General features: G+C 41.4%; 14 protein-coding genes, 5 tRNA genes and 1 pseudogene. 3 read left to right on the forward strand and 17 right to left on the reverse strand.

Annotation, left to right across the window (positions count from 1 at the left end; genetic code table 11):
- Positions 1–123 precede the first annotated feature (123 nt).
- From D8855_RS09695 to patA, 7 genes are all read right to left on the reverse strand, one after another.
- Positions 124–195: transfer RNA gene (locus tag D8855_RS09695), tRNA-Glu, on the reverse strand.
- Positions 196–306: 111 nt separating this feature from the next.
- Positions 307–741 carry a cytidine deaminase family protein gene (locus D8855_RS09700; RefSeq protein WP_125417149.1) on the reverse strand — a complete coding sequence of 145 codons (435 nt, stop codon included), beginning with the start codon at positions 739–741 and terminating at the stop codon, positions 307–309.
- Positions 742–754: 13 nt separating this feature from the next.
- Positions 755–2215 carry a glutamate--tRNA ligase gene (gene gltX, locus D8855_RS09705; protein WP_125417150.1) on the reverse strand — a complete coding sequence of 487 codons (1461 nt, stop codon included), beginning with the start codon at positions 2213–2215 and terminating at the stop codon, positions 755–757.
- 127 nt (positions 2216–2342) lie between these two features.
- A complete protein-coding gene (locus D8855_RS09710; RefSeq protein WP_000018268.1) occupies positions 2343–3692 on the reverse strand; it encodes a glucose-6-phosphate isomerase in 1350 nt (449 codons plus the stop codon).
- A gap of 170 nt (positions 3693–3862) precedes the next feature.
- Positions 3863–4552: a gamma-glutamyl-gamma-aminobutyrate hydrolase family protein gene (locus D8855_RS09720; RefSeq protein WP_061590510.1), complete on the reverse strand. Its 690-nt coding sequence runs from the start codon at positions 4550–4552 to the stop codon at positions 3863–3865.
- A gap of 135 nt (positions 4553–4687) precedes the next feature.
- Positions 4688–6454, reverse strand: a complete 1767-nt coding sequence (gene patB, locus D8855_RS09725) for a multidrug efflux ABC transporter subunit PatB (protein ID WP_125417151.1) — start codon at positions 6452–6454, stop codon at positions 4688–4690.
- Position 6455: 1 nt separating this feature from the next.
- The gene (patA, locus tag D8855_RS09730; protein ID WP_049486964.1) at positions 6456–8162 is read right to left on the reverse strand and encodes a multidrug efflux ABC transporter subunit PatA; all 1707 of its coding nucleotides are present in this window, start codon (positions 8160–8162) and stop codon (positions 6456–6458) included.
- A 204-nt stretch (positions 8163–8366) separates the two neighbouring features.
- Here patA and D8855_RS09735 point away from each other — a divergent pair, with 204 nt between their 5' ends.
- A complete protein-coding gene (locus tag D8855_RS09735; RefSeq protein WP_125417152.1) occupies positions 8367–9383 on the forward strand; it encodes an NAD(P)H-dependent glycerol-3-phosphate dehydrogenase in 1017 nt (338 codons plus the stop codon).
- 21 nt (positions 9384–9404) lie between these two features.
- A complete protein-coding gene (gene galU, locus D8855_RS09740) occupies positions 9405–10304 on the forward strand; it encodes a UTP--glucose-1-phosphate uridylyltransferase GalU (protein ID WP_125417153.1) in 900 nt (299 codons plus the stop codon).
- Positions 10305–10444: 140 nt separating this feature from the next.
- Here the strand turns inward: galU and D8855_RS09745 are convergent, their stop codons facing one another.
- The 6 genes from D8855_RS09745 to D8855_RS09770 form a co-directional block, all read right to left on the reverse strand.
- Positions 10445–10975, reverse strand: a complete 531-nt coding sequence (locus tag D8855_RS09745) for an ATP-binding protein (RefSeq protein ID WP_060627237.1) — start codon at positions 10973–10975, stop codon at positions 10445–10447.
- Between the two features lie 320 nt (positions 10976–11295).
- Positions 11296–11973, reverse strand: a complete 678-nt coding sequence (locus D8855_RS09750; RefSeq protein WP_125386985.1) for a rhomboid family intramembrane serine protease — start codon at positions 11971–11973, stop codon at positions 11296–11298.
- Positions 11957–12496 carry a 5-formyltetrahydrofolate cyclo-ligase gene (locus tag D8855_RS09755; protein ID WP_125386984.1) on the reverse strand — a complete coding sequence of 180 codons (540 nt, stop codon included), beginning with the start codon at positions 12494–12496 and terminating at the stop codon, positions 11957–11959. Before D8855_RS09755 ends, D8855_RS09750 begins: the two co-directional genes overlap by 17 nt.
- Positions 12497–12507: 11 nt before the next feature.
- Positions 12508–13638: an N-acetyldiaminopimelate deacetylase gene (locus D8855_RS09760; protein WP_125417154.1), complete on the reverse strand. Its 1131-nt coding sequence runs from the start codon at positions 13636–13638 to the stop codon at positions 12508–12510.
- A gap of 66 nt (positions 13639–13704) precedes the next feature.
- Positions 13705–14403 (reverse strand): 2,3,4,5-tetrahydropyridine-2,6-dicarboxylate N-acetyltransferase, encoded by a 699-nt coding sequence (dapD, locus tag D8855_RS09765; RefSeq protein ID WP_000127460.1) that lies wholly within the window; start codon positions 14401–14403, stop codon positions 13705–13707.
- Between the two features lie 228 nt (positions 14404–14631).
- Positions 14632–15543 (reverse strand): DMT family transporter, encoded by a 912-nt coding sequence (locus D8855_RS09770; protein WP_125417155.1) that lies wholly within the window; start codon positions 15541–15543, stop codon positions 14632–14634.
- Positions 15544–15647: 104 nt separating this feature from the next.
- Here D8855_RS09770 and D8855_RS09775 point away from each other — a divergent pair.
- Positions 15648–17046, forward strand: a pseudogene (locus tag D8855_RS09775) (ISL3 family transposase).
- A gap of 127 nt (positions 17047–17173) precedes the next feature.
- On the opposite strand, the gene D8855_RS09780 reads toward D8855_RS09775, so the two are convergent.
- The 4 genes from D8855_RS09780 to D8855_RS09795 form a co-directional block, all read right to left on the reverse strand.
- Positions 17174–17247, reverse strand: a tRNA-Pro gene (locus tag D8855_RS09780).
- A gap of 15 nt (positions 17248–17262) precedes the next feature.
- Positions 17263–17336 (reverse strand) — tRNA-Arg (locus tag D8855_RS09785).
- Between the two features lie 11 nt (positions 17337–17347).
- Positions 17348–17433 (reverse strand) — tRNA-Leu (locus D8855_RS09790).
- Positions 17434–17443: 10 nt separating this feature from the next.
- A tRNA-Gly gene (locus D8855_RS09795) sits at positions 17444–17504 on the reverse strand.

Consider the following 17504-nt stretch of genomic DNA (forward strand, 5'->3'; position numbering starts at 1 on the left):
TCTTTGTCACTCACTTCTCTCAAGTGACAACTATATTAGTATATCACAGCCGCTTTCGCTTGTCAACACTTTTTTGAAACTTTTTTAACTTTTTTCATCAAGTGCCTCAACCACAATACACCATAGTCCGTACGGGATTCGAACCCGTGTTACCGCCGTGAAAAGGCGGTGTCTTAACCCCTTGACCAACGGACCTGAGTTGTTATTTTCAACTCTTACTATTATACAGACTTTTTCACCTTTGTCAACTACTTTTTTTATCTTTTTTCAAATTAAGTAAAAAGAGCCAGAATTATACTGACTCTTCTATTGATTATTTAACTTAGAAGCACGTTCTTCTCCCCACCAATAGGGGATTAGTTCTGCGACTTTCACCGTCTTTCTTGTATCGTAGTCCATCATAAATTCTGCATCTTTATTTTCAGCATTAAGCTCTAAAAAGAATTCTCTACAGGCACCGCAAGGCATGGCTGAACTTCCACCATAAGGTGGTTTATCTCGAAAAGCTAATACTTTTTTAACCTTAGTTTGTCCTGAGAATTGGTACATATTAAAGAGTGCTGCCCGCTCTGCGCAGAGATGAAACACACCACATGTTCCCTCCATACAGAATCCTGTAAATACTTGTCCATCTTCTGCTTCTACTGCGGCAACGACATGATTAGCATAAACAAAATCAGATACTTCATGTGGATTATACAATTTCTGTGCTTCTTCGTACATCTTTTCCCAGATGTCCATTATTGTACCCTTCTTATTTAGAGATTTCCTTTAACATATTTTCGATATGCTGGATTGATTTTTCACGTCCAAGCAAGAAAATTGTATCTGGTAATTCTGGTCCATGCATTTCACCTGAAACAGCGATACGAATAGGCATGAAGAGATTTTTCCCTTTGATACCTGTTTCTTTTTGAACAGCTTTGATTTGTGGGAAGATATTTTCTGTTACAAATTCATCATCTGTCATCGCTTCAAGTTTTGCCTTGAAGGCTTCAAGAACTGTTGGGACTGTTTCCCCCGCCATGACTTCGCGTTCTGCGTCTGTCAATTCTGGGAAATCTGAGAAGAAAAGATCTGTCAATGGAATAATTTCATCTACTGATTTCATTTGTGGTTTATAGAGCTCAACTAATTTTTCAGCCTTGTCAGTTAAACGGCCTGCTTCCTCTAAGAATGGTTTTGCCATTTCAAAGATAGTTTCTAGGTCTGCATTCTTGATATAATCATTGCTCATCCAGTCGAGTTTCTTCTGATCAAAGGCTGCTGGTGACTTGCTGAGGCGGTTCTCATCGAAAAGTTTAATGAGTTCTTCACGAGAGAAGATTTCATCTTCGCCACCTGGGTTCCAACCAAGAAGAGCAATAAAGTTAAAGACTGCTTCTGGTAAATAACCTTTTTTACGGTAGTCTTCGATAAACTGAAGGGTATTGGTGTCACGTTTAGACAATTTTTTCCCAGTTTCAGAGTTGATAATCAAAGTCATGTGACCAAACTCTGGAGCTTCCCAACCAAGTGCTTCATAAACCATGAGCTGTTTTGGTGTATTAGCAATGTGGTCGTCTCCACGGATTACGTGAGAAATCTGCATATCATGGTCATCAATGACAACGGCAAAGTTGTATGTTGGGTAACCATCTTTCTTTTGGATAACCCAGTCACCACCGATATTGCCACCTTCAAATTCGATATCACCTTTGACCATATCATGCCACTTGTAGATACCTGACTCATTGACAGCCAAGCGAACTGTTGGGATGATCCCCGCTGCTTCACGTTCTGCGATGTAAGCTGCTTTTTCTTCTTCACTCATACCAAGGTATTCATTGATGTAGCGTGGTGTTTCGCCAGCTGCTTCTTGGCGTTCGCGTTCAGCTGCCAGCTCTTCTTCTGTAACGTAAGATTTGTAGGCTTTTCCTTCAGCTAATAGTTGGTCGATGTATTTTTGATACAAGTCCAAACGCTCAGACTGACGGTAATTTTCATGTGTTTCTGGGCTTTCATCCCAATCCATACCTAACCAACGAAGGTTTTCAAGCTGTGAACGTTCACCATCCTCGACATGACGTTTACGGTCAGTATCTTCGATACGAATGATAAAAGTTCCACCATGATGACTTGCATACAAGTAGTTGAACAATGCTGTACGGGCATTCCCGATGTGTAGTAGTCCTGTTGGACTTGGTGCGTAACGTACGCGGATATCTTTTGACATAGTTTCTCCTATAAAGTCTCTAGGCATCTGCCTTTTTGCTCTCTATATTATATCACAAGTCTTGGCTGAGTCCAATTTCTATGAATAAAGAGAGTAAAAAGAGTGGACAAACCACTCTTTTCTTCTATTATAGACGTGCGTTAAGTTCTTTGCTCAATTCTTCAAATCCTGGTTTTCCAAGAAGGGCAAACATGTTACGTTTGTAAGCTTCAACACCTGGTTGGTCAAATGGGTTGATAGCATTCAAGTAACCTGAAAGAGCGATAGCCAATTCGAAGAAGTAGATTGTGTAACCAAGAGTGAAAGCGTCTTGCTCTGGAAGAGTCACGTACATGTTTGGTACATCACCATCTGTGTGGGCAAGAAGAACACCATCAGTTGCTTTTTTGTTTACAAAGTCAACGTCTTTTCCTTGAAGGTAACCAAGTCCATCAAGGTCTTCTTCCAAGCTAGGGATAATCACGTTTTTACGAGGTTTGTCAACACGAACAACTGTTTCAAACATGATACGAGTTCCTTCTTGGATAAATTGACCAAGTGAGTGCAAGTCAGTTGAGAAGTTGGCTGAAGTTGGGTAGATACCTTTTTGGTCTTTTCCTTCTGATTCACCAGCCAATTGTTTCCACCACTCTGAGAAGTATTGAAGTGATGGCTCGTAGTTTACCAATATCTCAGTTGCATAGCCTTTACGGTAAAGGATGTTACGAACTGCTGCGTATTGGTAAGCTTCGTTTTCAGAGATTTTATCTGAAGTGTAGTCTTTGCGAGCTGCATTCGCACCTTCCATAAGGGCTTTGATGTCAGCTCCTGATGCTGCGATTGGAAGCAAACCAACGGCTGTCAATACTGAGAAGCGTCCACCGATATCATCTGGAACAACAAATGTTTCCCAACCGTTAGCGTCTGCTTCAACCTTAACAGCACCTTTTTGGCGGTCAGTTGTTGCATAGATACGTTTATTTGCTTCTTCTTGACCGTATTTCTTAACCAAGAGTTCTTTGAAGACACGGAAAGCAATCGCTGGTTCAGTTGTTGTACCTGATTTAGAAATCACGTTTACTGAGAAGTCTTTATCAGCTACGTACTCTACCAAGTCAGCAAGGTAAGTAGATGAGATTGAGTTTCCTGCATAAAGGATTTGTGGAGCCTTGCGTTCTTCTTTTGTTTGCAAGTTAGCAAAGTGGTGGTTCAAGAAGTCGATTGCTGCTTTGGCACCAAGGTAAGATCCACCGATACCGATCACAACCAAGACATCGCTGTCTGATTTGATTTGCTCAGCAGCTTTCAAGATACGGTCAAATTCTTCGCGGTCGTAGTTTTCAGGAAGGTCCAACCATCCCAAGAAGTCGCTACCAGCACCAGTTCCTTTACGAATCAATTCATCTGCTGCTGTTACTTGTGATTGCATGTATTCCACTTCATGTGGTGCAACAAATTTGTCTAAAACTTTTGAATAATCAAATTTAATATGTGACATGTTATTCCTCCAATATTTCTTCTTTTCTATCATAACGCTTACCTTCGTTTTTTTCAAGTTTTTTTGTCGAATTTCTCCAATTTTTATCAGAATTCAAACGTTTGCGTAAAAATGCCACATTCCAAAAATTTTGAAAAAATAAAATAAAGAACGACCAGATGTCCCAGTCGTCACAGTTCATTCAATAAATACTCAAATAATTCTAAATTGCCATCTTCTTCATTAACCAGAAACTCTGGATGCCACTGCAAACCGATAATGCGGTGCTCATCGATAGACTCAATCGCTTCGATGGTCTGGTCTCTTGGATCAATAGCAGTTACACGGAAATTAGGTGCCAAATCTTTAATACTTTGACGATGGACGGAGTTGACCTGACTTTCTTTTCCAAATAGCTTAGCCACTACGCTTCCTTCTACTGTCTCAATAGAATGAGATGTTCCGAAAGGTAGGCCTTGCCAGTGGCCGTCAATTTCTTGATTGAGGGTTCCCCCAAAGGCAACATTGACAAGTTGAACACCGCGACAGATTGCCATAATTGGTTTATTCTGACGAAGCGCTTCCTTCAAGAGTGCCAGTTCAAACTCATCACGGACTAGATTGTAATCATCGCTCTCGATGGTTTTTTTCTCTCCATAAAACTGAGGGTGGACATTTTGACCGCCTGTCAAGATAAGTTTATCTATCATTTCTACATAATCGCGTACAACTGACTCATCACCAACAGGAATGACTAAAGGGAGACCACCGACTTGACGAATGCTCTCTGCGAATCTACAAGATACAGATGAATGAATGTTTTTGCCTTCTGCGTCTACGGGACATAGATTTGCAGCAACTCCTACAACCGTTCTAGCCATGATGCCTCTCCTTTCGAATGTTAACGATAGTCCTATCATATCACTCAAAACGCCTTTCGTCTAATATGTTTTTTTAAGTCCGTGATAAATATTTTTTATGAACAAAAAAAGCTGCCCAAGGGGACAACTTTTTTCTTATTCAAAAACAAATTGATTGTGATAGAGTTCTGAGTAGAAGCCACCTAGTTTCAAGAGTTCATGGTGGTTCCCGCGTTCAATGACTTCTCCATCTTTAAGGACAATAATCTGATCAGCATTGAGAATGGTTTTCAAGCGATGGGCAATGACAAAACTGGTTCTACCTGCTACAACTGCCTCCATGGCATGCTGAATCTTGCTTTCTGTCACCGTATCTACGTTTGAAGTTGCTTCATCGAGAATGAGAACTTCTGGATCTGTCATCAGGGTTCGAGCGATAGAAATCAATTGCTTTTGTCCTGTCGAGAAAATGCTTTGATCATCATCGATAAGGGTATCGTACTTATCAGGCAAGCTTTCGATATAGTCGTGAATGTGGGTTGCTTTGGCTGCTGCCTCAACCATTTCTTGACTAGCATCTGGTACACCGAAACGGATATTGTCTCGAATCGTTCCGCTAAACAAGACCGAATCTTGCAAGACAATCCCCACCTTGCTTCTGAGACTATCCAAGTCATAGTCACGGATGTCTTTCCCATCAAAATAAATACCACCAGCATCAACATCATAAAAGCGATTGATAAGGTTCATAATAGTCGTTTTCCCTGAACCTGTTGGCCCAACAACTGCAGTCATCTGGCCTTTAGGGGCAGAAATGCTGACATCTTTCAAAATAGGTTTATCAGGTAAGTATGAAAAATCAATATGACTAATTTCAACACCTTCTTGCAACTGAGTAAAGATCGGCGCCTTTTCAGGTCGAATTTCTTCCTCTGCATCAAACATTTCCTGAATTCGTTCAGCACCTGTAAAGGCTAACTGAAGGCTTCCCCAACTAGCCGCAACTTGAATAATAGGCTGGTAGTACTGCTGTGAAAATTGTGCAAACATAACAATCAAACCTAGGGCTGTACTTGTTTCAATAGTCTTATCGTTTAATAGAACGGCCGAACCAGCAAAGATAACGATGGCTGTGTTGACCAGACTCATCCCATTCATGACAGGGAAAAGAATTCCTGAGAACATTCTTCCTTTAAAGGTTGCCCTGCGCACGCGCTCATTTTGTTCAAGAAACCCTGCCATCATATCCTCTTGAATTCCTTGCACAATCACGGCTTTTTGGCCTGAAATACTCTCGTCCATATAGGCGTTGAGTTTCCCTACCTCTTTTTGCTGGAGGTTGGTGTATTTGCGTGCCATTTTTACAATAAAAATCAGCATAAGGAAGGCCACTGGTGTGCTTGCTATGGTGATGAGGGCCAGCGTCACATTTCTCGAAAACATGACGAGAATCAGACCAATATATAAAACAATATTGCTCATGACCTGAATCAAACTTTCGTTAAAGGCTTGGAGGATATTATCCAAATCACTGGTAAAACGAGACAGGATATCGCCATCTTTTCGGCGGTCAAAGAAAGAAACCGCTAACCGAGAAAGCTTACCGAAGAGGCCTTTGCGCATCTCGTTTGTCGACTCTGCAATCACGCGCGTCATAAGACACATGTATATGACACTGGAGATAAAGAGAACCAAAACCAGCAGGCCAAGATTGACCATGATTCCTGATAGGCTTTGCCAAACAAGTTCTGGATTGCCATTTTGATAAGCTTGAACTAAATTAGCTAGCTGCGTCACTGCTTGTCCAGAAAAGACCGGAAAGAGGGCTTGGGCAAGAGTTGCCAGAACAATCATCAGGATAACAACTACAAATGATAGCTTATAGACTTTAAAATAATTCCAAAAAAATTGAACTGTCTTCATTTTACTCCTCCTTTCCTTTCTGTGTTTCGTAGATTTCACGGTAAACAGCATTGTTGGCAACCAAGTCTGCATGCGTACCTTGACCAATCAATCGTCCTTGATCCAGTACCAAGATCTTGTCTGCATGGACAACCGAGCTAATCTTTTGCGCGATGATAATGGTTGTCGTCCCCTTCAAGTCCTTATTCAAGGCTTCTTGAACCAGGCGCTCTGACTTGGCATCCAAGGCCGAGGTCGAATCGTCAAAAATCAGAATACGTGGATTGCTGACAATCCCACGCGCAATCGACATCCTTTGCTTTTGTCCACCAGAGAAATTGGTTCCCCGTTCCTCAACTGGACTTTCAAAGGTTTTTTCCATACGATGAATGAATTCACTGGCTTGAGCAATATTGGCTGCTCGCTCCATTTCAAATAGAGTGGCATCTCCTTTGCCCTGTCTCAAGTTATCAGCAATCGTCCCACTAAAGAGAATGGCACGTTGGAGAACGATAGAGACAGCTTTACGCAGGGTCCCTTCACTCACTTCTCGAATATCCTTGCCTCCGATTTTGATAGCCCCTTCCTGCGGGTCAAAGAGACGTGGAATCAATTGAGCCAAGGTTGATTTTCCTGCACCAGTGGCTCCAACTACACCAACCATCTGACCAGGTTCGATAGTAAAGGTCACATCTTTCAGCATCGGTTCCTTGTCCATTGGATAGGTAAAGGTCACATTTTCAAAGCTAAGACTTCCGACCAACTCTTCATCTGGCACATCCTTGAAGGTCATGGCTGGCTCTGCGTCAAGAATTTCTCGAATACGACGCATAGAAATCATGGCACGACTGACAGAATTTCCCAAAAATCCAACCATAACAATGGTAAAGATAATCTGGCTTAGGTAATTGACAAAGGAAGCAATGGAGCCAACAACTGACGGATCCGACTGAACCATCCCTGCAACTAGCCAAATAGAGAGGAATACCGACCCATAACCGACCAACATCATAAAGGGTTCCACTACTGAAAAGGCATAACCAATGTAAAGATTTTGACCGAGTAGCTCGTCTGAAACCTCCGTAAACTTAGCAAACTGCTCTTTTTCTTGGACAAAGGACTTGACCACGCGAACGCCACGCAGATTTTCCTTGGCAATGGCATTGATGCGTTCAAGAAGGGTTTGAAACTTGGCAAAACGAGGCCCCATCATACCCATCATGACAGCAGTCAAACCAAAAATTAAGATCACCATGAGAACAATCACCCACCACAGAGAAGGTAGGGTTTGAACCGCCAAGATAAACGAACCGATGAACAAGAGGGGAAGTCTGAAAAGAATTTGGAAGGTCATCATGACGACGTTCTGAATCTGGTTGATATCATTTGTCATGCGAACGACTAGATTTCCCGCATTAAATTGTTCAATATTGGCATAAGAAAAGGTTTGGATTTTACGGAAGGCATCCTCTCGAAGATCGGATGAAACTCCTTGGGCAATATAGGCTGCTAGGACAACATTAAGACCACCAGCAACTAGACCGACCAAGGCCACACCAATCAACCAAGCCCCTATACTATAAATGGCTTCATATTTCCCAGCAAGGAGGGCGTCTAACACTTCCTGCAGATAACGCGGTTGCAAAAGTGAACTAGCAACCATCAAGCCTGTCATCAGGAGCGAAGCCAAGGCCTGCCACTTGTAGGTTTTTATTTTCTGAATCAGCATACTTTCTCCTTAAAAAATAGACAAAAGGGAGCGACAATGCGTCAGCTCCTTCTCATTCTGTTTGTGTGATGTTATTCTAGCAAAAAAGTTGAAACTTGTCAAAGAAGTCTCCTTGATACAAATTAGTGCGCTTTCATCTACAGTAATGCATGATAAAGGTTTTTATGGTAAAATAGTAAAAAGAAGGTTATAAAGGAGGGGAATATGAAAAAACAAACCATCGCCGTCTTGGGGCCTGGTTCTTGGGGAACTGCCCTTTCACAAGTCTTAAATGACAATGGACACGAGGTACGTATTTGGGGAAACATTCCCGAGCAAATCAATGAAATTAATACCTATCATACTAACAAACACTACTTTAAAGATGTCGTTCTAGATGAAAATATCATTGCCTACACCGACTTAGCAGAGGCACTGAAAGATGTAGATGCGATTTTGTTTGTTGTCCCAACAAAAGTGACACGACTTGTTGCCCAACAAGTTGCAAAAACCTTGGACCATAAGGCTATCGTCATGCACGCATCAAAGGGATTAGAACCTGATAGCCATAAACGATTATCAACTATCCTTGAAGAAGAAATTCCTGAACATCTCCGCAGTGATATTGTCGTTGTTTCAGGACCTAGTCATGCAGAAGAAACCATTGTGCGTGACCTAACTTTAATCACTGCTGCTTCTAAAGATTTACAAACCGCTCAATACGCTCAAGAGCTCTTTAGTAATCACTACTTCCGACTTTATACTAATACGGATGTTATCGGAGTTGAAACCGCTGGTGCTCTTAAAAACATTATCGCTGTCGGTGCTGGAGCCTTACATGGTTTAGGATTTGGTGACAACGCTAAGGCAGCCATCATCGCTCGAGGCCTAGCAGAAATTACCCGCTTAGGAGTAGCACTCGGTGCCAATCCATTGACCTATAGTGGCTTATCTGGTGTAGGAGACCTGATCGTAACGGGAACCTCCATCCACTCTCGTAACTGGAGAGCCGGAGATGCTCTTGGTCGTGGAGAATCTCTAGCTGATATCGAAGCCAATATGGGCATGGTGATTGAAGGAATTTCAACGACTCGAGCAGCTTATGAACTAGCGCAAGAACTTGGAGTCTATATGCCAATTACACAGGCCATTTACCAAGTTATTTACCACGGAACCAATATTAAAGATGCCATTTATGACATCATGAACAATGAATTTAAAGCAGAAAATGAGTGGTCTTAACCCTCTAGAGAAAGGATTCTTATGACATCAAAAGTTAGAAAGGCAGTCATCCCTGCCGCTGGACTCGGGACTCGATTTTTACCAGCAACCAAAGCACTTGCTAAAGAAATGTTGCCAATTGTGGACAAACCAACTATCCAATTCATCGTAGAAGAAGCTCTTAAATCAGGTATTGAAGATATTCTGGTTGTCACTGGTAAATCAAAACGTTCTATTGAAGACCACTTTGACTCAAACTTTGAGCTTGAGTACAACCTCAAAGAAAAAGGCAAACATGACTTGCTAAAATTGGTAGACGAAACAACTGGCATTCGCCTTCACTTTATCCGTCAAAGCCATCCTCGTGGTCTTGGCGATGCTGTCTTACAAGCAAAAGCTTTTGTGGCGAATGAACCCTTCGTTGTCATGCTTGGTGACGACCTAATGGATATCACAGATGACAACGCTGTCCCTTTGACAAAACAATTGATGAATGATTACGAGTCGACTCACGCATCAACAATTGCTGTTATGCCTGTCCCTCATGAAGAAGTTTCAGCATATGGAGTTATCGCTCCTCAGGGTGAAGGGATTAATGGTCTCTACAGTGTCGAAACTTTCGTTGAAAAACCAGCTCCAGAAGATGCTCCAAGTGATTTAGCAATTATCGGGCGCTATCTGCTCACACCAGAAATTTTTGAGATCCTCGAAAATCAAGCTCCTGGCGCTGGAAATGAAATCCAGCTTACCGACGCTATTGATACGCTTAATAAAACACAATGTGTTTTCGCCCGTGAATTTACAGGAGCTCGTTACGACGTTGGGGATAAGTTTGGCTTTATGAAAACATCTATTGACTATGCCCTCAAACACCCACAAGTCAAAGATGACTTGAAAGATTACCTCATCCAATTGGGAAAAGAATTAGCTGAGGGGGAATAGAATTAGTTTCCAGTTAATAAATTAAGTCTCCAGTAAGTTGACTCTGGAGACTTAATTATTTTACAAATTTACATACAATTTAAAGATTTATGAGATATGTCTCTAAATCTACTAACTCAACTTCGGTCCTTAATGATGGATTACAGATTTTCAATCAAAAATCGATTTGAAGTTTTAATGATATTTGCTATTTTGGGGACGTCTAAATCATCTGTATACAGAAAATGTTTTTCCTTCTCCTTATTTTTAGCTAGAAACTCACTTCTTGCTTGTATTGATAAGTTGCCCACTCTTTCAATTTCTTTTCGAGAACCATCCCTATCTTTCAAGGTTTTTTCTTCGGCCATTAAGACACAATATTTTAGACCAATTTGTTTTTCTTTTAAGAAAGAAGCAATTTTCTTCAGTTGGTATTCAAAAATGACATACTCTATTACGACAGAGATGCCTCGAGTTATAAAATTATTGGTCAAGCTGATGATATTGTCCCAAAACAAATCCATGTAATAGCCCTCATCTTCCCAGGGAGCCACTATGCCACCTTTAATCATTAAGTAAATCAAATCCCCCTCTATAACTGCACTCTTATCAAAAGAATAAGCTAACTCTTTACTAACAGTACTTTTCCCAACGCCTGGGGGGCCTGAAATAATGTAAACACAATTTTCCAACTTTATACCTCTTTTATTCTAATAATTCTTCAATCAATTTCTAATATTATAACATTTTCTATTTTTAAAATATATAATAAGACTGATACAACACTATATTCTAGAAACTTACGATACAAAAGAAATAAAAAAGCACACCATTCTCAATTTTCTGCAAAAAAACTTATTTACAAATGACTTAATGGGCGCTCACTTTCTCAAATCATCTACACACAAAGACTTATTTTTAGAGCTGTGTTGGTTCGAATAGTTCCAAAACCATTAAAAGCTACTCATTTTTCAAGTAGCTTTTTTTCTTATTCAAGTTTACATATTAGTCGTCACAACCCCATTCCCTTGTAGAAAAGCAAAACTGCGAGTCCTACGAATAACACTACCGCTCCTAACCTCTGGCTGGTACCATACATCCTTCTTTCTCCTCGAACTGGAAAGATAATTGCTAGAAATGCTCCGCCGACTGCACCACCGATATGGCCTGCTAGGCTGATTCCTGGAATCAGAACACTTCCAATAATGTTAACCACAAAAAGTGTCAGATAAGATTGGCCTAGCTGCTGGATATAGGGGTTCCGAGTAGCATAGCGAAGAACAATAATCGCGGCAAATAGCCCATAAAGAGAGGTAGAGGCTCCTGCTGCTAAGGATTTGGGACTAAATACAAAAACAAAGAGATTGCCCATCATTCCAGATAATAGATAGAGAAAGAAAAACTTCTTGGATCCGAAAATTTCCTCTACTTGCCTACCAAGATAATAGAGCGAAAGCATATTGACAATAAAATGCTCCCACCCAATATGAACAAAAATGGCAGAGAAGAGACGCCAAACTTGCTCAGGAAAGAGGCGAATAGCTGGCCCATACATGGCTCCAAATCGAAATAATGTATCTGCCCTGTCGAAGTTTCCACCTGCAGTGACCAACATTAGTAAAAATACCAAGGCCGTCACAAAAAGGAAGAAACTCGTCACAGGATAACGTCTATCAAAGATTTCCTTCATCAATTAATACCTCCTGAACAGGAATATCATGGTTTTCAGGGATAAAGTCCTGAATTTGACAAGGATATATCGTACTCAAAGTATGACCAGAAAAATGTTCCAGATAACGGTCATAATAGCCTCCACCGTATCCTATCCGATATCCTTTCGTCGTAAAAGCCAGACCAGGAACATGAATCAAATCAATCTGAGAGGCATCCACCACTTCCAAATCTCCCTGTGGTTCCAGTAAGCCAAAGGAAGTTTTTACCAACTGTTGCGGATCATAGACCACAAAGTCCATGCGCCCCTTGGGATAAGTTTTGGGGATCAGAACCTTCTTGCCGTCCTTCAGCGCCTGCTCAATCAGTTCCTGCGTTTGAAATTCATGAGGAAAAGAGAGGTAGCTTGCGATGACCCTGGCTTCTTGGTAAAAGGGATGGTGTAAAAGTCGTTCTGTTAAAGCTTGGTCTATAAACTGTTTTTGCTCTCGAGGGATAGCCTTCATTTCTTGCAAAATTTTCTTGCGTAGTTCTGCTTTCATAGATAATTCCTCTACTCTGTTGCCTTCTTTTTCAGGAAACTAGAAACCGCATCCACCCCAATAGCTAATGCTTCTTCCTTAGGGCTCATCTGAGGGTGATGAAGAGCGTAGGGACTATCGATACCCAACCAAAACATAACACCGTCTACCTTCGAAAGGAGATAACCAAAGTCTTCACCTGTCATAGCAGGTTCAATATCAATTAACTCAATTCCGTCTTTTTCTTCAAAGAAATCCATCAGTTCACGCGCCAAGGCTGGATGGTTCTCAACAGGTAGGTAACCACCTTGTTTGAGTTCCACTTCTACTTCCATATCGAAGGCAGCTGCAACCCCTTCTGCAACTGTTTTGACCCGCTTTTGCACCAAGAGACTCATATCCTGTGTCAAAGCCCGAATAGTTCCATGTAAAAAGGCTGTGTCTGTGATGACATTGTTTGTTGTTCCGGCTTGGAAAAGACCAAAGGTCACCACTGCTCCCTCGATTGGGTTGACATTGCGGCTGACAACTGACTGCACCTGGGTCACAAAGTAACTAGCCGCCACCAAGGCGTCATTAGCTTCATGTGGAAAGGCTGCATGTCCTCCTTTGCCTTTGAAACGGATCTTCACCTCGCAAGTACCTGCAAAGAGTGTATGAGTATTGGTCGCAATCTGGCCAACCTTCAAATCTGGCCGAACATGAAGCCCATAAAACTGGTCTGGCAACCAGTCTCCAAAAGCGCCATCCTCATACATGAGCATGCCACCAGCTTCATTTTCTTCAGCAGGTTGAAACAGAAAGAGCAGATTGTTCTTTGGTTGCTCCTCAAGGGCTCGCTCAAGACAGCCTAAAGCAATAGTCATGTGGAAATCATGGCCACAAGCATGCATACGATCTTGATGCAGAGAAGCGAAGGGCAGGCCTGTTTGTTCGACAATAGGCAGGCCATCAATATCTGTCCGCCAACCAATGGTACGCTTTGGCTGACTTCCCTGTAAATAGACCAAAATCCCTGTTCGCCAAGTACGAACTTGAACAAAATTCTTGCCCGCAGTCAATTTCTCAATCACATCCAGCAGATAAGCCTGAGTCTTGAACTCCTCCAAGCCAATCTCTGGAATCTGGTGCAAATCTCGTCTAGTCTGAATCAAATCTAACATCTATCTTTCCTCCTATATAGCAGAAAGAGGCTGGAAAAGGGTTCCGCCTCTATTTTTCTTTTACAATTACAAGGTACGAAGCGCATCCTCTAGCGCTGTTTTTTGTTGGGTTTGGGCATCAATCTCTTTGATGATACGAGCTGGAACACCTGCTACCACCACGTTTTCTGGGACATCTTGGGTAACAATAGCTCCTGCTGCGACAACTGAACCACTACCGATTTGGACCCCTTCAATAACCACTGCATTGGCACCGATAAGAACATTGTCTCCAACACGGACTGGTTCTGCGCTAGCTGGCTCAATCACACCTGCAAGAACGGCACCTGCACCAACGTGGCTGTTTTTCCCCACGATAGCACGGCCACCAAGGATAGCACCCATGTCAATCATGGTTCCTGCACCAATTTCAGCACCGATATTGATAACCGCTCCCATCATGATAACAGCATTGTCACCAATTTCAACCTGGTCACGGATAATAGCACCTGGCTCGATACGAGCGTTGATAGCACGTTTATCTAGCAAAGGAACTGCAGAATTACGAGCGTCTTGCTCAACAACATAGTCTTGGTTTTCTACCAAACCATCGAGAAGCGGAGCCACATCTTTCCAGTCTCCAAATAGGACATTCCCTAGTTTGACAACAGAGCTTGGTACAGCAGTTGCGAGTTGTCCCTCAAAGGTTACTTTCACACTGGTTTTCTTTTCAGCATTGGCGATAAATTGGATAATTTCTTGAGCGTTCATTTTTGTAGCAGTCATAGGCGCCTCCTAGTTCATTTTAATGATACCTATTCTACCAAAAAAGGCCTCAAATTTGAAGCCTTTTTGTTTGTTTTTAGGTATGATTTTTAGGGATGTGAGATAAAACGTGCTGTCGGTAAAAGCAAGCCCCTACCGATACAACCTAAAAACACTCTTCACAACTATCTCCCCGTGTTTTATTGACTATTCTAGTATAGCACACTTTTAGAATTAAGAAAAGACTTTTTATTTACTTTCTTTCGCTTCTTCTACCGATAGGAAAATCATGGGTAAAATAATCAGGGCCATAGCTAGAAGAAGGGACCAATCCACCACCAATCCTAAAAACAAAACACTCAAGAGAGCAGAGGAGAGAGGTTCACTGGCACTAATGACAGAAACCACCAAAGGAGAAACCAAGGACACTGCCTTCATGGAAATAAAAAAGGCAAAAGCCGTCCCAAAGAAAGCGATAATGAGACAAATCAAGATACTCCAAATATCAAGAGTAAAGGAAAGCTGATAAACTGGTGAGAGAACATTGCTAAATAAACCTGCTAAAATCATACCCCACCCAACCGTGGGTACAAAACCATAGCGCTTTGCAAAAGGTTGAGGCAAGATAACATTAAACATGACCCCCATGGCACTCAGCAAACCCGTCACAAGTGCTAGCGGTGTCATGGATAATTGAGAGAGATCTCCCTTTGTCGCCATCAGGCAAACACCCAACATGGCAACCAAAACATAAAAAATAGCGCTTTTTGACGCTCGTTTTTGATAAACTAAGCGATTGTAAAAGAGGATAAAGACAGGGCTAATAAACTGTAAAATAGTTGCTGTCGCTGCATTTGAGTATTCTACACAGAGATAGAAAAAAAACTGAACTGAAAAAATCCCCAAAATAGAATAGGCTAAAAAGGGCAGATAATTTTTCTTATCTCGCCAAATATCTAGCACTTGCGATTTTAATTGCACTGCAGACCAAATGAGCACAAGACTCCCTGCCAGTGTCAAACGCATAGAGGTAATCCAGCCAGAGGACACTTGATAATAAGTAAAGAAATATTCTCCTAAAATTCCACAGATTCCCCAGATTAAGCCGGATAGGAGCGAATAAATTGTTCCTTTAACAATCTTTTTCTGATACTGATTCATACCTTTATTGTAACACGAAAGGAAAAAAGAAAAAAGTGGCAATAGAAAAGTCCCCATAAGATCTATAATGAAAAGTTACCAAACAACTCATTAGAAAGAATCATATGGAACAACTACACTTTATCACAAAACTACTCGATATTAAAGATCCTAATATCCAAATTATGGATGCTATCAATAAGGGTAACTTCTCAAAGGAACTTCCACTTTTACTAGCGGTGGAACTTAGTTTGGGAATTTAGCTGTTATCAATAGGAATACCCACAAGTAAATCATCTCTAAACTGGAATACGATGTCCCATCTTGTCCTCATTGTGGGAAGTCAAATGAAGAAATATGACTTTCAAAAACTGTCTAAGATTCCTTACCTTGAAACGACTGGTATGTCTACTAGAATTCTGCTTAGCAAGCGTCGATTCAAGTGCTATCACTGTTCAAAAACGATGGTGGCTGAGACTTCTATCGTCAAGAGGAATCACCAAATCCCTCGTATCATCAACCAAAAGATTACTCAAAAGCTGATTGAAAAGACTTCTATGACCGATATTTCACATCAGCTAGCCATTTCAACTTCAACTGTCATTCGCAAGCTCAATGACTTTCACTTTGAGTGTAACTTTAGCCATTTGCCTGAAATTATGCCCTTGGATGTTAAAAAAGTCAGGTGAGTGACTGTTTCAATCGGTAGTTGAAGATGAGTTTCATTGCGCAAGATTTTTTAATCTCAGTATCATAGCTGTTCTTGAGGGTAGAACACAAACTGTCATCCGAAATAACTTTCTTCGCTACCATAGAGCTGTTCGCTGTCGAGTGAGAATCATTACGAAGGATATGTTTAGCCCTTACTATGACTTGGCTAAGCAGCTTCGCTTTCGAATTTCTAGGCTCAGGCTGAAACAGTCTCCCAGACTGTTTCACTCCCAAACGCTAAAATCGTGTTGGATCGTTTCCATATTGTCCAACACATGAGCCGTGCTATGAGTTGTGTGCGTGTCCAAATCATGAATCAGTTTCATCGAAAATCTCATGAATACAAGGCTATCAAGCGATACTAGAAGCTCATCCAGCAGGATAGTCGTAAATTGAGTGATAAACGTTTTAATCTCCCTACTTTTCGTATGCACTTGACTAATAAAGAAATTCTAGACAAGCTTTTGAGCTATTCAGAAGACTTGAAACACCACTATCATCTCTATGACTCTTGCTTTTTCACTTTCAGAATAAGGAACCGAATAAATTTTTCGGACTCATTGAGGACAATCTAAAGCAGGTTCATCCTCTTTTTCAGACTGTCTTTAAAACCTTTCTCAAGGACAAAAAGAAAATTGTCAACGCCCTTCAACTCCCCTTTTCCAACGCAAAAATGGAAGCAACGAATAATCTCATCAAACTTATCAAGCGCAATGCCTTTGGTTTTCGGAACTTTGGAAACTTCAAAAAACGGATTTTTATCGCTCTGAATATCAAAAAGAAAGGACGAAATTTGTCCTTTCTCGAGCTTAGCTTTTCATCAACCCACTACAGTTGACAAAGAACCAATTAAAAAAGAGAGAAGCAAACTGATTCTCTCTTAATGTATATAATATCTAGTTAAACAAAAAAAGATACGCTTACGTATCTCTGTAATGAATCGGGAAGACAGGATTCGAACCTGCGACACCTTGGTCCCAAACCAAGTACTCTACCAAGCTGAGCTACTTCCCGAGTTAAATAGAAAAATGCACCCTAGAGGAGTCGAACCTCTAACCGCCTGATTCGTAGTCAGGTACTCTATCCAGTTGAGCTAAGGGTGCTCATTATATTATGCCGAGGACCGGAATCGAACCGGTACGATCGTTACCAATCGCAGGATTTTAAGTCCTGTGCGTCTGCCAGTTCCGCCACCCCGGCCTCTCTAAGCGAACGACGGGATTCGAACCCGCGACCCCCACCTTGGCAAGGTGGTGTTCTACCACTGAACT

Origin of the sequence: Streptococcus mitis (assembly GCF_003942685.1) — a bacterium.
GTDB lineage: Bacteria > Bacillota > Bacilli > Lactobacillales > Streptococcaceae > Streptococcus > Streptococcus mitis_CD.

Bases quoted from the DNA above. Each gene is read 5' to 3' on its own strand.
- D8855_RS09700 (WP_125417149.1), bottom strand. From the start codon at position 741: ATGGACATCTGGGAAAAGATGTACGAAGAAGCACAGAAATTGTATAAT.
- gltX (WP_125417150.1), bottom strand. From the start codon at position 2,215: ATGTCAAAAGATATCCGCGTACGTTACGCACCAAGTCCAACAGGACTA.
- D8855_RS09710 (WP_000018268.1), bottom strand. From the start codon at position 3,692: ATGTCACATATTAAATTTGATTATTCAAAAGTTTTAGACAAATTTGTT.
- D8855_RS09720 (WP_061590510.1), bottom strand. From the start codon at position 4,552: ATGGCTAGAACGGTTGTAGGAGTTGCTGCAAATCTATGTCCCGTAGAC.
- patB (WP_125417151.1), bottom strand. From the start codon at position 6,454: ATGAAGACAGTTCAATTTTTTTGGAATTATTTTAAAGTCTATAAGCTA.
- patA (WP_049486964.1), bottom strand. From the start codon at position 8,162: ATGCTGATTCAGAAAATAAAAACCTACAAGTGGCAGGCCTTGGCTTCG.
- D8855_RS09735 (WP_125417152.1), top strand. From the start codon at position 8,367: ATGAAAAAACAAACCATCGCCGTCTTGGGGCCTGGTTCTTGGGGAACT.
- galU (WP_125417153.1), top strand. From the start codon at position 9,405: ATGACATCAAAAGTTAGAAAGGCAGTCATCCCTGCCGCTGGACTCGGG.
- D8855_RS09750 (WP_125386985.1), bottom strand. From the start codon at position 11,973: ATGAAGGAAATCTTTGATAGACGTTATCCTGTGACGAGTTTCTTCCTT.
- D8855_RS09755 (WP_125386984.1), bottom strand. From the start codon at position 12,496: ATGAAAGCAGAACTACGCAAGAAAATTTTGCAAGAAATGAAGGCTATC.
- D8855_RS09760 (WP_125417154.1), bottom strand. From the start codon at position 13,638: ATGTTAGATTTGATTCAGACTAGACGAGATTTGCACCAGATTCCAGAG.
- dapD (WP_000127460.1), bottom strand. From the start codon at position 14,403: ATGACTGCTACAAAAATGAACGCTCAAGAAATTATCCAATTTATCGCC.
- D8855_RS09770 (WP_125417155.1), bottom strand. From the start codon at position 15,543: ATGAATCAGTATCAGAAAAAGATTGTTAAAGGAACAATTTATTCGCTC.